The organism is Mycobacterium sp. (assembly GCF_032159565.1).
Taxonomy (GTDB): domain Bacteria; phylum Actinomycetota; class Actinomycetes; order Mycobacteriales; family Mycobacteriaceae; genus Mycobacterium.
The window spans coordinates 15345-30734 of the sequence record NZ_JAVHWR010000102.1 but is presented as its reverse complement, the minus strand read 5'-3'; the positions used below and the strand labels follow the sequence as shown (position 1 = coordinate 30734).

Below are 15390 nucleotides of genomic sequence, written 5' to 3'. Positions count from 1 at the left end.
GCTTGCCAACCGGCAGCGGCTTGACATAGGAGAAACTTATGCCCAACCAGCATGGCTAGCGAATTCGCGCCAACGCCGTCGACATCGCGCTTGCCGACCCGCACTTCTGGACGATGGCCGGCTCGGTGCGCGTCGCGCAGCTGTGCGATGGGTGGGGGCTGACGTGGGGTTCACACTCCGACGCCAACCTGGTTCCGCACCGCGAGCGGTTCGAAGCCGCGCTGCCCGACGTGCGGGTGTGCTGGCAGGTGAACGGCGTGTCACCCGACGATCTGCGGGACGCCGACGTCTATGTCGGGAGCCGCTTCACCTCGGCGATGGCGAATACCGCGGAGAAGCTCAAACTGATCCGCGTGGCGGGTGCGGGCACCGACAAGGTCGACTTCGACGCGCTACCGCCCGACATGTTGGTGGCCAACACCTTTCACGAGCAGTCCATCGCGGAATACGTCGCCGCCGCCGCGGTGATGCTGCGCCGCGACTTCCTCACGCAGGACCGGGAACTGCGCCGCAACATCTGGGCGACGTCGGTGTACGACGCGGCGATACCGCAACCCAGGGCGCTCGGTGGCGCCCACATCGGCTTCGTCGGCTTCGGCCACATCGGCCGGCGCGCGTGGAATCTGTTCCGCGCCTTCGGCTGCACCGGCGCCGCGGTTACCGGCTCAGGCCGAGTGGCCAACGTCGGCCGCGGTCCGCTGGTGCAAGAGCGCGCGCTGTACGACGCGCTTGCGGGCGGCATCATCCGGGCCGCCGCCATCGACGTGTGGTACCGCTATCCAGCCGGCGACGACGTCAGCCCGCCCGCCGATCTGCCATTCGCCGAACTGCCGAATCTCCTGATGACACCGCATTCGTCGGGAGTCACACGCGACACCTTCACCGGCCGCGTCGATGACGTCGTCGCCAATATCGGCAGGCTGAAGCGCGGCGAACCGCTGCGCACTGTCGTGCATGGCGGCTGAGCCTGTCGGGTTAACTAGTCGGCGTGCGAGTCGACGGCCGGGACATCACCGTTTCGGGCAGCTTGCTGCAGCCGCTGACCCGCCGAACCAGCGACATCCTCCGGCTGCTGCTGGCGGCCGTCTTCCTCGCGGTCGTCATCACCAGCTCGCTGATCACCCGATATGACTGGGTGTCGCTGGAGAGGTCGATCTCCGACATCGTCGGCGTCCTTACTCCCACCCAGTCCAATCTGGTTTACCTCGCCTACGGCATAGCGATCCTGGTGCTGCCATTCGGGATCCTGATCGGGCTGATCGGCGGCAGGCACTGGAAGCTGCTGGGCGCCTACGCGGCGGCCGGTGTGATCGCGCTGGTCGCGTTGTCGGTCCGGCCGGGCGGCTTCGCGGCGCCGCGATGGCACTGGGACCTGGCCGACCAGCCCAAGACCTTCCTCTCGCAGTTCCTCGACGATCCGCGCTGGATCGCGATGCTCGCGGCGATGCTCACCGTTTCGGGTCCCTGGCTGCCCGCGCGGTGGCGGCATTGGTGGTGGGCGCTGCTGTTGGCCTTCGTGCCCATCCACCTCGTCGTCAGCGCCGTGGTGCCCGCCCGCACACTGCTCGGTCTTGCGGTGGGCTGGTTCGTCGGCGCGCTGGTGATTCTCGTCGTCGGCACGCCCGCCCTGGAGGTTCCGGTCGAGGGCGCCGTGCGGGCGATGGGCCGGCGAGGCTGCTCGGTGACCGGGCTGACCGTGCTTCGGCGCGCCGGACGCGGGTCGCTGCTCCTCTCCGCGGCGTGCGCCGACGGCGCCACCAGGGAACTCGAGTTGTACAGCCCGAACCAGCGCAGCGGAGGGGCGCTGCGCCAGCTCTGGCGGAAGTTCACCCTGCGCGGCGGCGAAACCGCGCCGTTCGTTGCGTCGATGCGCCGGGTCGTCGAGCACCGCGCGTTGATGGCGATCGCCATCGGTGATCTCGGAGTGGCCAACACCACGCCGCTCGCCGTCACGCCGCTCGATCGAGGGTGGACGCTTTACGCGCACACGCCTGCCCGGGGCGCACCGCTGGACGAGGCCACCGAGACGACGCCGGTGCCGCGGATCTGGGGATCGCTGCGGACACTTCACGATCAGGACATCTCCCACGGCGACCTGCGCGCCAGCAAGATCACCGTCGACGGCGACACCGTGATGTTCGGCGGTTTCGACCACGCCGAGTACGGAGCCACCGACACACAACTGCAGTCGGACATCGCGCAGCTGCTGGTGACGACGAGCGCGCTGTACGACACGCCGACGGCGGTGCGCGCGGCGATGGGCGTCTTCGGCAAGGAAACCGTCCTGACGGCGTCGCGGCGGCTGACGAAAGCTGCTGTGCCCGCACGCATTCGAGAGCCGATTCGCAATGCCAAGGCGGTGCTCGGTGCTGTGCGCGAAGAGGTGCGACTGCAGACCGGTGCGGATGAGATCGAGACAGAGACGGTCACGCGGTTCAACCGCAACCAGGTTCTGCAGATGGTGTTGCTCGTGGCGCTGGTCTACGTCGCGCTGCCGTTCATCAGCACGGTGCCGACGTTTTTGTCCGAGCTGAGGACGGCGAACTGGTGGTGGGCTCTGTTCGGCCTGGCGGTCTCCGCGTTGAAGTACCTCGGTGCGGCGGCGGCGCTGTGGGCGTGCGCCGACGGGCTGGTGAGCTTCCGCAACCTCACCCTGATGCAGGTGGCCAACACCTTCGCCGCCACCACGACGCCCGCAGGAGTGGGCGGACTCGCGTTGAGCGCACGGTTCCTGCAGAAGGGCGGACTGGGCGCGCTGCGGGCCGCCACCGCCGTGGCACTGCAGCAGTCGGTGCAGGTGGTCACCCACATCACGCTGCTGATCCTGTTCAGCGCGTTCGCCGGAGCATCGGCAGATCTGTCCCACTTCGTTCCCTCGGCGAGGATCGTGTACGCCGTCGGCGGTGTACTGCTGGTGCTGATCGCGGCGTTCGTCGTCGTGCCCAAGCTGCGGACGTGGCTGACGGCGACGGTCGGACCCCGCATCACGGAGGTCCTGCGCGACCTCCGCGAGCTGGCAAGTGAGCCGAGGCGCCTCGCGCTCATCGTGCTGGGTTGTGCTGCAACGACTCTCGGCGGAGCACTGGCGCTGTGGGCATCCATCGAAGCGTTCGGCGGCAACGCCTCCTTCGTCACAGTGACCGTGGTGACGATGATCGGCGGCACCCTCGCATCGGCGGCACCCACTCCGGGCGGCGTAGGTGCGGTGGAAGCAGCGTTGATCGGTGGTCTGGCAGCCTTCGGGGTGCCCGCCGGAATCGCCGTCCCGTCGGTGCTGCTCTACCGGGTGCTGACATGCTGGCTGCCGGTGTTCGTCGGCTGGTTCGTGATGCGTGGGCTGTCCGAGAAAGCCATGATCTAGATGGCGGCGCTCGCCGAGGGCGCGCGCAGTGCCCGGGAGGGGCGGCGCCCATCGTCGGAAAAGTGGTCGTGGAAGCCGGCGAAACAGCACCCCAATTCGCATCGGGTGCACGCTCGAGAGATGTGCCGAGTGTTGCAATTGCGGGTGCCGACGAAATTGCCCGGTTCCGGGGATTATTTCGCTGCAGTGCAGGCAGGGCCGGTAGGACTCGGCCAAAACTCGTGGTCAGGAATTCACACCAACGCCGAATGACTAAGCTATTGCTGGCCGATTCATAAGGCGTTCATTAGCTGTTCAATTTTCGAATCGCGGGCGTCGTCAGTGTGTGTCAGCATTGCGCCGTGAGGGGACGCAAAATCGCGATATTCCTCGGTGCGGTGACGGCAGCGAGCGTGACTCCGCTGAGTGAAATTCCGGCCGCATCCGCGCAGCCGTGCCCCGACGTCGAAGTGGTGTTCGCGCGCGGTACCGCCGAGGAACCCGGCGCCGGACCCACCGGCGATGCCTTCGTCGACAGGCTGCGTTCTCGCATCGGCACGAAGACGCTCGAGCTGTATCCGGTCGACTACCCCGCCACCACCGACTTCCCCAAAGCCCTCGACGGCGTCCGCGATGCCAGTGCCCGCGTCGAGTCCATGGCGGCGAACTGTCCCAACACCAACATCGTGCTCGGCGGGTTCTCACAAGGCGCCGCCGTGGCTGGGTTCGTCACCGCGAACGTGATCCCGGACGGAGCACCCGAGGGCGTGCCGAACCCGATGCCGCCCGACATCGCCACGCACGTCGCCGCCGTCGCACTGTTCGGAAAGCCCAACGACCGGTTCATGAGGGCGATCAATCAGCCGGACGTCGAGGTCGGACCGCTGTACGCGGGCAAGACCGTCGAGATGTGTGTTGATGACGACTTCGTCTGTTCGAGCGGCCGAGACTTCAACGCGCACACGCAGTATGTGGAGACCGGGAAGGTGGACGACGCGGCGACGTTCGCCGCCGCCAAGGTGACGGCGACGCCCCCAGCCGAGGCGACGCCGCAGGGAGCCGGCCAGCCGCATCTTCCGACGCCCGCCGCACCGCCGCTGTCGACGATTCCGGCTGCACCGCCGCCATCGGCCGCCGCTGCGCAACCCCAACCGCATCTGCAGGGCGCACCCGAGACGATCTACTCGTGTACGACGGTGTGCCGCGTCGTCGGGCCCGCTTGAACCATCCGCGTCTCTAGCACGTAGTACCTAGGTCCGACCCATCACGCCGTCCGCTTCCGACGGCAAGGGACCGCATCGGCGCTTGCGCATTCTCTGACCGCAACGTCGTCGCTGATTCGCGCAGCAATGGAGGTAGCGACCATCAAGGGCATTGCCACATATGCGATCTGACGACATCCCGGCGAAATCTGACATTCCGGTTGGAATGTCCTGAAACTCTAACGAGACCGTCAATAACCCGGTATGAATGTGGCGGACGTTAGCAACGGAAACGGTGATCTTGGACGCGAACGCCAGTTCGCTGAGACAGGGCGTGCTTACCCGCGTTGAGCCTGTCAGCAGCGCATCTTCGCCTTCTAAACAAGGGCGGCGTACCAGCGACGGCACTGGCCGCGATCCTCGGAGACACACTCAGACAACGGGTGGGAGATTGATATGCCAGAAGACGTGCGGCCCGCGTCACCGCAAACGCTGACACACGTTCTGATTCGGCGAGCCCAGCGCTACGGCGACAAGGTCGCGTTTGCCTATTCGTGCAATGGCGAAGATGAACCCGACCAGCTGACTTACCGGCAGTTGGACCACCGGGCACGAGCAATCGCTTCCGCTTTGCAGCGGCAAGGTGCCGCGGGGGAACGTGTTCTAATTCTGTGCCCGTCCGGTTTGGACTTCATCGCCGCCATCTTCGGGTGCTTCTACGCGGGCACGGTCGCGATTCCCGTGCATCCGCCGGCACACAGTCGACTGCTCTCCCGAGTCGCCTCGATCGTCGCCGACGCGAGAGCCGCGTTCGTGGTCACCACTGCCGAGGTGGAAAAAGAGCTCAAACCAGTTGTCGACGAGTTGCCCGACGGCGCTTCCTTGCGATGGTGTGCCGTCGATACCGATGTGCCCGATGATGCTGCCGGCTGGGTCGCCCCTGAAATCGATGCTCGGTCCACGGCGTTCGTGCAGTACACCTCCGGCTCGACGGGCACGCCGAAGGGCGTCCACCTGACGCACGGGAACCTGATTTCCAACCTGGGCGACATCGCCGAGATCCTGGGGCCCGGCGACAACGTGCGTGTCGTGAGCTGGCTGCCCCTTCACCACGACATGGGCCTCATCGGGGCGGTCTTCGGGGTCCTCTACGTCGGGGGCACCTGCTACCTCATGCCGCCGTCCGCCTTCATTCAGCGGCCGATGCGTTGGCTCGAGACCATTTCGCGCTACCGGGCGGACTTCAGCGTCGCCCCGAACTTCGCCTATGAACTCTGTGTCGAACGAAGCTCGGAGGAGGAGCGGGCAGCGCTCGATCTCTCCTCATGGAGCTCGGCGCTGAGCGGCGCAGAACCCGTCCGACCCGCGACCATGCAACGGTTCACCGAAGCGTTCGCACCGGCGGGATTCCGTTCAGAGAGGTTCCGTCCCGTCTACGGGCTGGCAGAGGCAACGCTCTTTGTTTCGGGCGCGATCGATCGCGGCCTGGCGCCGATCGAGATGCACCTGGACGGAGTCGCGCTGCGGGAGCACCGCGTCGTAACAGTTGCGCCCGAGCACTCAGCCGCCGCTTCGGTGGTGGGCTGCGGCCCCGCGGCCGACAGCCAGGAGATCCTCATCGCGGACCCGGTCACCCGCAGGCCATGCGCGCCGGACGAGGTCGGCGAGATCTGGATCGGCGGCGCGAATGTCGCGCTCGGATACTGGGGCAAACCGGCCGCGACGGAGGAGACATTCCGGGCTCATACCTCAGACACCGGACGCGGCCCGTTCCTGCGCACCGGAGACCTGGGCTTCGTCGTCGACGGCGAGCTGTTCGTGACGGGACGGCTCAAGGACGTGGTGATCATCCGCGGCAAAAACTATTACCCCAACGACATCGAATTCACGGTCCAGGAGACCCATCCGGGTCTGATGACCGGCCGCGGGGCCGTCTTCTCGGTCGCTCCCGACTCCGGCGGCGCAGAGCAGCTCATCGTGGTGCAGGAGATCGACCGCGAGAAGATCACCGAGGCCGATACCGATGCAGTGATCGGCGCCATCCGCACGGCGATCACCGCCGAGCACGAGATCCAGCCGCACGCGGTCCTGCTGGTCGATCTGCTGCGCATCCCGACGACGTCGAGCGGGAAGATCCGCAGGCGCGCCTGCAAGCAGAAGTTCATCGACGGCGAACTCGAGGCATTCGCGCAGTGGCACGCGCCCGTCAAGCGCGAGAGGCCGTCCGTGGCGCCCGTCGAGAACGCTTCTCCCGTAGCTTCTGGGCGCAGCACACAGGAGATCGAGGCCTGGTTCGTCGCGCAGCTCGCCGCCGAGCTGGACCTGTCGGCTGCGGAGATCGACATCACCCAACCGTTCGCTTACTACGGTCTCGACTCGGTGCGGGCCATTCAGTTGATGAGCGCGCTGGAGGCGTGGCTGGGATGCAAGACGTCGCCCACCCTTGCGTACGACTACCCGACGATCGAGCTGCTGGCCGGGCACCTGGCCAGCGATACCACCGCGGACGACCGCGCCGGCGCAAGCGAGCAAGACCGGCCCCTCAGCGCTGACGAACCCGTCGCGATCATCGGCATCGGTTGCCGCTTCCCCGGCGCCGACGGACCATCGGCTTTCTGGCAGATGCTTTGTGACGGCGCCGACGCAGTGATCGATGCGCCCAAAAACCGTTGGGGCGCCGAGTCGTCAGCGAACATGACCAGTCGGTCGGGCGGCTTCCTCGATCACGTCGACCAGTTCGATGCGGAGTTCTTCGGCATCTCCCCTCGCGAAGCGTCGCGAATGGATCCGCAACAGCGCCTTCTGCTCGAGGTGGCGTGGGAGGCGCTCGAAGACGCCGGGCAGGTGCCGGACGAACTCGCAGGAAGCCGCACAGGCGTGTTCACCGGCGTCTCCGCCACCGAGTACCAGCACCTCACGCTCTGCCGACCGGACCTCATCGACGCCTACAGCGGCACCGGCACCTCGATGAGCATCGCCGCCAATCGGCTCTCGTACATCTTCGATTTCCGCGGACCGAGCATGTCGGTCGATACGGCGTGTTCATCGTCATTGGTCGCCATCCACATGGCGTGCCGCAGCCTGCGTGACGGCGAGTCGACGCTGGCGCTCGCGGGCGGCGTGAACGTGATGCTGACTGACGGACCCAACGTCAACTTCTCCAAGGCAGGCGTGTTGGCAGCCGACGGCCGCTGCAAGACCTTCGACGCCGCGGCCGACGGCTGGGTCCGTGGTGAGGGCGCAGGCATCGTCATCCTCAAGCCGCTGAGTCGCGCTCTGGCCGACGGCGACCAGGTCTACGCCGTCATCCGGGGCAGCGCCATGAACCAGGATGGGCGGACCAACGGCTTGATGGCGCCCAGCAGGCGATCTCAGGAGGAGGTGCTGGCGGACGCTTACCGGCGGGCAGGTGTTTCGCCGGGCACAGTCCAGTACGTGGAGACCCAAGGCCTCGGCACGCTGCTGGGCGACGCGATCGAAGCGGAAGCTCTCGGCGCGGTTCTTGCCGACGGCCGGGCCCCGGAGGATCCCTGCGTCATCGGGTCGGTCAAAACGAACATCGGCCATCTCGAGGCCGCGTCCGGTGTCGCCAGCATCATCAAAGTCGCGTTGTCCCTTCGCCATCGGATCATCCCGCCGACTCTCAATTTCACGAAGCCCAACCCGAACATCGCGTTCGACACGCTGCCGTTGCGGGTCGCCGAGCGCCGGCTGCCTTGGCCGGATCGCGGCCGGGCCATTGCGGGAGTCAGCGCGTTCGGCTTCGGTGGCACCAATGCGCACGTCGTGCTGGCGGAGCCGCCGCAGGTTCGGGAGACGGCTTCCCCTGACGACACCGTTGGCGATCGCGTCGAAATCCTGCCGCTGTCCGCGCGCTCACCGGAGGCCCTCGCCGAGCTCGCGAGTCGTTATGAGGTGGCTCTCGGCGACGGCGCTCCGCTTGCCGACCTGTGCTACACGGCGGCTGCCCGGCGCGCACACCATGACCATCGGTTGGCGGCTGTCGGCCGGACGCGCGACCAAATGCGCGCGGCCCTAATCGCTTTCCGGGAAGGCACCTCTGAGCCGGCCCTGTCGTCCGGTCGGCGCCGTCCCGGCCAGCGGCCGGGGGCAGTGTTCGTCGTGACGGGCGACGGCTCGCACTGGTGCGGCATGGGGCAGCAACTCCATGCGGAAGAGCCCGCTTTCCGTGACGCCCTTGCCATCTGCGACCGCGCCCTGCGGCCGCACCTGGAGCACTCGGTACTCACCGAGATCCTGGCGGACCCGGCCGAATCGCATCTCGACGACGACGTCGACATCGTCGCCGCCGCCGTGTTCGCCGTCCAGGTGTCCATGGCCGCGCTCTGGCGGTCGTGGGGCATCCAGCCCGCCGCCGTGATAGGACACGGCATGGGCGAGGTGGCCGCCGCGCACATCGCGGGTGTCATCAGCCTGGACGATGCCGCACAGCTGCTCTGCACACGGACACGGTTCATCCGACGCAGAAGTGACCGCGTGGGGCGCGCAGAGCTCAAAGCCGTGCTCGATCGCCTGCAACCAGCCGAGGCGACGACACCCTTGTACTCGACGGTGACCGGCGCCGCACTGAACGGCCAACTGCTCGACGACGCGCACTGGGTGGCGAATGTGGCTGCCCCCGTCCAGATCTCGGCTGCGATCCGCCGGCTGGCCGAGCTGGGGCACGACACCTTCGTGGAGATCAGCCCGCATCCCTCGATGCACGACGAGGCGGTTTCGGAGTACACATTGGTGTCTTCCATTCACCGCGGTGAATCCGAGCGCGAAGCCATGCTGGCCTCGCTCGGCGGCCTTTACAGCAGCGGTCAGTCGATCGCATGGGAGTTACTGCACCCGTGGAGACGTCGGCCTTCGGCCGCGCCGATGTATCCGTGGAAGCGTGAACGGTTCTGGTTGGACGACCTCGACACCGATGCGACCCCGAGTCAACCGCGGATCGACGTTGGTGTGCCCGCGGTCGATGATGCACCGAGCGATGCACCCAGCGAGGAAGCGCTCAAGGTCAGGCTGGACCGCGCGGATCAACACGAGCGGCTACGGCTCCTGCGGACCTACCTACAGACCCAGACCGCGGGCAGGCTTGGCATGAGGCCGTCGCTGCTGGACATCCAGTCGCCGCTGACCAACTTCGGCGTCGACTCACTGATGGCCGCGGAACTGCGGACGCAGATCGAGCGTGACTTGGGCATCGTGGTACCGGCCGTCGAATTGCTCGACGGCCCAAGCGTTGCCGGCCTGGCCGATTGGCTCGGTTCGACGGTGTCAGCAGCAGGTCCGTGGAAACCGAAGAAAACCCTTCCCGCCGACATCCTGGTAGCGACTCCCAATGGAGCTCACGAAGCGAGCGCGCTCGCAGGGGAACGGTGGATCGACCTATTGACGCAGGTGCCCGACGTGTCCGACGACGACGTCGACGCCCTGCTTCGTGAAGTCCTGCAGGCTGGAGAGGGCGGAGAATGACTAAAACGATCGATCGGGCCCTGGACATATCCGGCCTCTCGGCCGACGAGAAGCGTGCGCTGTTGTCGCGGCTCCTCCGTGAACGCGCGGAGTCGTCGGCCTCGACGCATCCGCTGTCGTTCGGACAGCGGTCGCTGTGGTTCCTTTACAACCTCGCTCCCGGCAGCCCCGCCTACACCATCACCTACGCGGGTTTGATCAGCGGCGACCTGGACGTCCCCGCGCTGGAGCGGGCCGCCCAGGCGCTCATCGACCGGAATGCCGTGCTGCGCACCACTTACGGTGTGCGTGACGGCCAACCGGTTCAGTTGGTGCATCCCCACTGGCGGGTGCGGATGGCCCGGCACGACCTCGGTCCCGACGAACATGAACTCGACGACTGGCTGCGCCGGGAGTCGAACCATCCGTTCGACCTCGAGATCGGCCCGGTTCTGCGGCTGACGCTGCTACGGCGTGGACCGCACGAGCACGTGCTGGTCCTCGTGATGCATCACATCGCCGTCGACTTCTGGTCCATCGACGTCATGCTCGACGAGCTGCGCCTGCTGTACGCCGCTCAATTCGGCGGGCAGACGCCACCGGTGTGCCCCCAACGCTACGTCGACCATGTCGACCGGCAGAACCAGCTGATCGAGGGCGAGCACGGAGAACGTCTCTGGGAATACTGGCGCGAGCAGCTGTCCGGCGAGTTGCCGATCATGCAGTTGCCGACGGACCGGCCCCGGCGGGTGGCTCAGACATATCGCGGCGCCGTGCACCGCTTCACCCTCGACGCCGGGCTCACCGCGGACTTGAAGAAGACCGGCCGCAGCGCGGGCTCGACGCCGTACATGACCCTGTTGGCGGCGTACGCCACCCTCCTGCACCGCTACAACGGGCAGGAGGACCTGCTCATCGGATCGCCGTTCGCCAACCGCGAATATTCAGGGCTCGAGGAACTCGTTGGCTACCTTGCCAATCCGCTGGTTCTGCGTGCCGATCTGCACGGCGACCCGACGTTCTCAGAACTCCTCGGCCGCATCAAGGAGACGGTTCTCGGCGCCCTGCGGCACCAGGAGTACCCATTCGCTTCGTTGGTCGAGCGGTTACGGCCAGTTCGGGACGCGAGCCACGCGCCGCTGTTCCAGGTCTCCTTCGCCTGGGAGCAGTTCCGCCGCTTCCACGACGGCACGGACCACGGGGCTGACGGCACAGCACTTGACCTGACGTCCGTTCACATCGGGCAGGGCGGCGCACCCGATGACCTGATGATGCTGGTCGGCGAGTTGGACGGAAAGTTGATCTGCGCTCTGCAGTACAACACCGATCTCTTCGACGACTCGACGATCGAGCGCATGGCGGGCCACTTCACCACGCTGCTCCGCGGAATCGTCACCGATCGCGACAGGCGGTTGTCGGAGTTGCCGTTTTTGACCGCCGACGAGACTCGCCAGCAGGCGGAGTGGAATGAGACCCGGGTCCACTTCGACGCTCCCGAGTGTCTGCACGAGATCATCGCGGAGACGGCCCGACGCAACCCCGCTGCGGTCGCCGTGACCTACGAGGACCGCGACATGACCTACGCGGAACTCGACCGGCGCGCAGACGCGCTGGCCCACCGGTTGCAGAGCATGGGCGTCGGTACGGACACGATCGTGCCCGTGGTCCTCGACCGCTCGCAGGACCTCGTCGTCGCAATGCTGGCCGCTCTGAAGGCCGGTGGCGCCTTCATGCCGATCGACCCGACACAACCCACCAATCGCATTGCCACCACTGTGGCCAATGCACCGGGCGTGCCGGTGTGCATCACGCACCAGCGCCATATCGATCGCATCGAAGGATTCACCGGCGAACTCTTGTGCCTCGACGCGCTGTCGGTCCCTCTGCAGGAAGACGCGGTGGCGCAGCCGACCGCCACGACGTCGGCAGACAACGCGTACGTCATTCACACATCCGGGTCTACCGGTGCGCCGAAGGGCGCGCTCAACACGCACGGTGGGATCCGCAACCGGCTGTTGTGGATGCAGCAAGCCGACCCGCTGAGCGCCGCCGACCGCGTTTTCCAACAGACCCCGGTGACGTTCGACGTTTCGGTGCTGGAGATCTTCTGGCCGTTGATCGCCGGTGCGCAGCTTGTCATCGCGAAACCGGACGGACACAAGGACATCGCCTACGTGGTGAAGACCGTCGCGGAGAAGTCGGTCACCGCAGCGTTTTTCGTGCCCACCATGTTGCGATCCTTCCTCGCCCAGCCTGCGGTCACGGACTGCGTGGCTCTGCGCCGGGTGTCGTGCGGCGGCGAGCTGGTGCCCTACGAACTCACCCAGCGCTTTCATGCCACCCTGAAGGCGGAGCTGTGGAACGAGTACGGCCCCGCCGAGACGGCGGTCACCGCCACCTATTTCCATTGCAAGAGAGGCGCATCCGGCCCGACGGTTCCGATCGGGCGACCGATCGCCAATGTGCGTGTGCATCTTCTGAACACCCACGGCCGGCCCGTACCGGTCGGTGCTGCCGGTGAGATGTTCATCGCCGGTGCAGGCGTCGGACGCGGATACCTCAACCAGCCGGATGCGACGGCCGCGAGCTTCATCCCCGACCCGTTCGCCGAGCACCCCGGCCAGCTGATGTACCGCACCGGCGACCTGGCGCGGTTGCTGCCGGACGGCAACATCGAGTATCTGGGCCGTCTCGATGACCAGGTGAAGGTCCGCGGTGTGCGGATCGAGCTCGGTGAGGTCGAGGCCGCGTTGGCCAAGCACCCCGACGTTCGGGAGAACGCGGTGGTGGCGGGCAAGGACGACCGCGGAAACACCCGGCTGGTCGCCCATGTGGTCGCGGCGGGGCAGCCCGCGCCGACGACCAACGAGCTGCGTCGATTCCTGATCGAACAGTTGCCTGCGGCGATGGTGCCGTCCATCTTCTGCACGACGGCGACGCTGCCTCGCACGCCGGGCGGGAAGGTGGATCGCCGTGCATTGGTGGCGGCCGCCGAGGCCGCGCCATCCGAAGCGCAGGAATTCGTCGCCCCCCGCACGCACGCCGAGAAGCTTCTGGCCAAGATCTGGTGTGAGGTCCTCGAGCTGGAACGTGTTGGCGTGCACGACGATTTCTTTGCGCTGGGCGGCTGCTCGACGCACAGCATGGAAGTAACCGTGAAGGCCGAGGCGGCCGGTATGCCGCTCACCCCAGAGGCGGTGTTCGTGTGCAGCACGATCGCCGATCTGGCAGCCGAATACGGCCGCGGTGCCGACGCAGTCGTCGAACCCGCTGAGGATCTCGATGTCGTCGACGCTTCTGATGACGAATCGCCCGAGGCCGAAGAACAACAAGCCGCGCCCACTCCGGCCGTTGCCGCGCCCCCCACGGTCAGCCCGCAGACGCGCAACACGGTGGTGGAGAGCATCGGGACCTATCTCCCCGCAGAGATCGTCTCGACCGATGCTGTCCTCGCCGGCTGCACGGTTGAGGTGGGCATCCCGTTGGAGCGCCTGACCGGCATCAAGAACCGGCGAGTGGTCGGCAGGGGCGAGTACTCGATCGACCTCGCCAGGCAGGCGATGGACGACTGCCTGGGCCGCTCGAGTTACGGGCCCGAAGAGATCGATCTGATCATCGCCTGCAACATCTCTCGCTGCGACGGTCCCGATCACAAATTCGTATTCGAACCCGGCACGGCGGCGCGACTTCGCGACCGGTGCGGACTGACCAACGCGATCGCATTCGACATCAGCAACGCGTGTGCAGGCATGTGGACGGGCATCAACGTCGCCGACGCCTATCTGAAAACCGGCCTGGTGCAACGCGCCATGGTAGTGAGCGGCGAGTACATCACTCACCTGACCGAGACCGCGCAGAAGGAAATCGAAGGTCCGATGGACTCGCGTCTTGCGTGCCTGACCCTCGGCGACGCCGGGGCGGCAGTGATTCTCGAGCGTGGCACAGGTGACCGTGTCGGCTTCCATGACATCGACATGGCCACCCTCGGCGCCTACAGCAAGCTCTGCGTGGCCAAGACGACCGATGGGCCGCACGGCGGAGCCGTCATGTTCACCGACTCCATCGCGGGAACAGCGGTCGCAGTCAGGGCGGCGGTGCCTTATGTCGCGGCCGTGATGCGGCGACACGGCTGGCGTCCGCAGAGTGCCGACCACCTCGTCATCCACCAGACGTCGGAATCGTCGCTCAACGATGCGATGCTCGCGATCAACCGGGTGTTCGGAAAGTCCGCCGCCCATCTCGGCAACACCATCTTCAACTTGACCGAACGCGGCAACACCGCGAGCACTTCGCACTGGGTGGCCCTCAAGGATCACATCCTGAGCAACCGGATCCAGTCCGGTGACCGCACCGTCTTCGGCATCAGCGGGTCGGGCCAGACAGTCGGCGCCGCGCTCTACACGTTCGACGACCTGCCTGACCGGCTGCGCCGCGGATCCAACGGCCAACGCGCAGTGGGTCTTTCGAGCAGCCGGCGGCCCGCAGAGCTTCCCGCGACACCGCGTGTGCGCGTCGTGGGAGTCGGTACCGTTCCCGCTGATGTGTCGACGACTCAGGGTTCGGTGGCCAACGGTGTGCATGCCGCCAAGGCGTGCCTCGATGCCAGCGGTGTCGCCCCGTCGCAAGTCGGCCTGCTCATCCACGCGGGCGTTTACCGTGACGAGTTCATCAGCGAACCCGCCATCGCCGCGTTCATCGCGGGCGACATCGGCGCCAATGAAGACATTCAAGGGGCCGACGGCGCAAAGACTCTCGCCTTCGATGTGCTCAACGGCGGAGTCGGCTTCCTGAACGCCTGCCAGGTCGCCACCCAGATGATCGGCGGCGGCAAGGTCGACCACGCGATGGTGGTGGTCGCGGAGACGGAGAACAACACCGCCGAAAGCGGTGATCCTCTGCTCGGCGTCGACCAGACCGGATCCGCCGTGCTTTTGACTGGCGGCGACGACTCCGTCGGCTTCGGTCGGTTCGTGTTCCATCACGACCCCGAGCACGCCGACGCGCTCACCACATACACGCGCCAGGCACAGGGGCACACCTGGTTGCACATCGACCGCGAACCGAAGCTGACGACCCACTACCTGGACTGCATCCCCGCCGCAGTCGACGAACTGCTGCAGCTCGAGGGACTTGACCGCTCGGACATTTCGGTGGTGATTCCACCGTTCCTGTCTGCGGGCGATCGCACCGAGCTGGCCACCCGTATCGGCATCGATAGCATGCGCTTCGTCGAATTTCAAGGCGAGGCAGATCCTTTCACCTCGTCGGTGCCCCTCGGCCTCCAACAGGCCCGGCGGCACGGGCTGGTCAAGCCGGGCGATATCGGCTTGATCATCACTGTCGGCTCGGGTCTTCAGGTCGGCTGCACCACCTACCGATTCTGAGGTT

5 protein-coding genes are annotated in these 15390 nt (G+C 66.5%); all 5 read left to right on the top strand.

Annotated elements, in window-relative coordinates; all coding sequences use genetic code 11:
• Positions 1–113: 113 nt before the first annotated feature.
• The 5 genes from QOC76_RS12490 to QOC76_RS12470 all read left to right on the top strand — a co-directional run bounded on the left by QOC76_RS12490 (position 114) and on the right by QOC76_RS12470 (position 15386).
• Complete coding sequence (locus QOC76_RS12490; RefSeq protein ID WP_526357145.1) at positions 114–965, top strand: NAD(P)-dependent oxidoreductase; 852 nt, start codon at positions 114–116, stop codon at positions 963–965.
• Positions 966–988: 23 nt separating this feature from the next.
• On the top strand, positions 989–3361 hold the full coding sequence (locus tag QOC76_RS12485; RefSeq protein ID WP_526357144.1) for a flippase-like domain-containing protein: 2373 nt from the start codon (positions 989–991) through the stop codon (positions 3359–3361).
• A gap of 341 nt (positions 3362–3702) precedes the next feature.
• The gene (locus QOC76_RS12480; protein WP_526357143.1) at positions 3703–4563 is read left to right on the top strand and encodes a cutinase family protein; all 861 of its coding nucleotides are present in this window, start codon (positions 3703–3705) and stop codon (positions 4561–4563) included.
• A gap of 435 nt (positions 4564–4998) precedes the next feature.
• Positions 4999–10023, top strand: coding sequence for a beta-ketoacyl synthase N-terminal-like domain-containing protein (locus QOC76_RS12475; protein WP_526357142.1), 5025 nt, complete (start codon positions 4999–5001; stop codon positions 10021–10023).
• Entirely contained in the window at positions 10020–15386 is a 5367-nt protein-coding gene (locus tag QOC76_RS12470) for an amino acid adenylation domain-containing protein (protein ID WP_526357141.1), read from the top strand. Before QOC76_RS12475 ends, QOC76_RS12470 begins: the two co-directional genes overlap by 4 nt.
• The last annotated feature ends 4 nt before the right edge of the window (positions 15387–15390 follow it).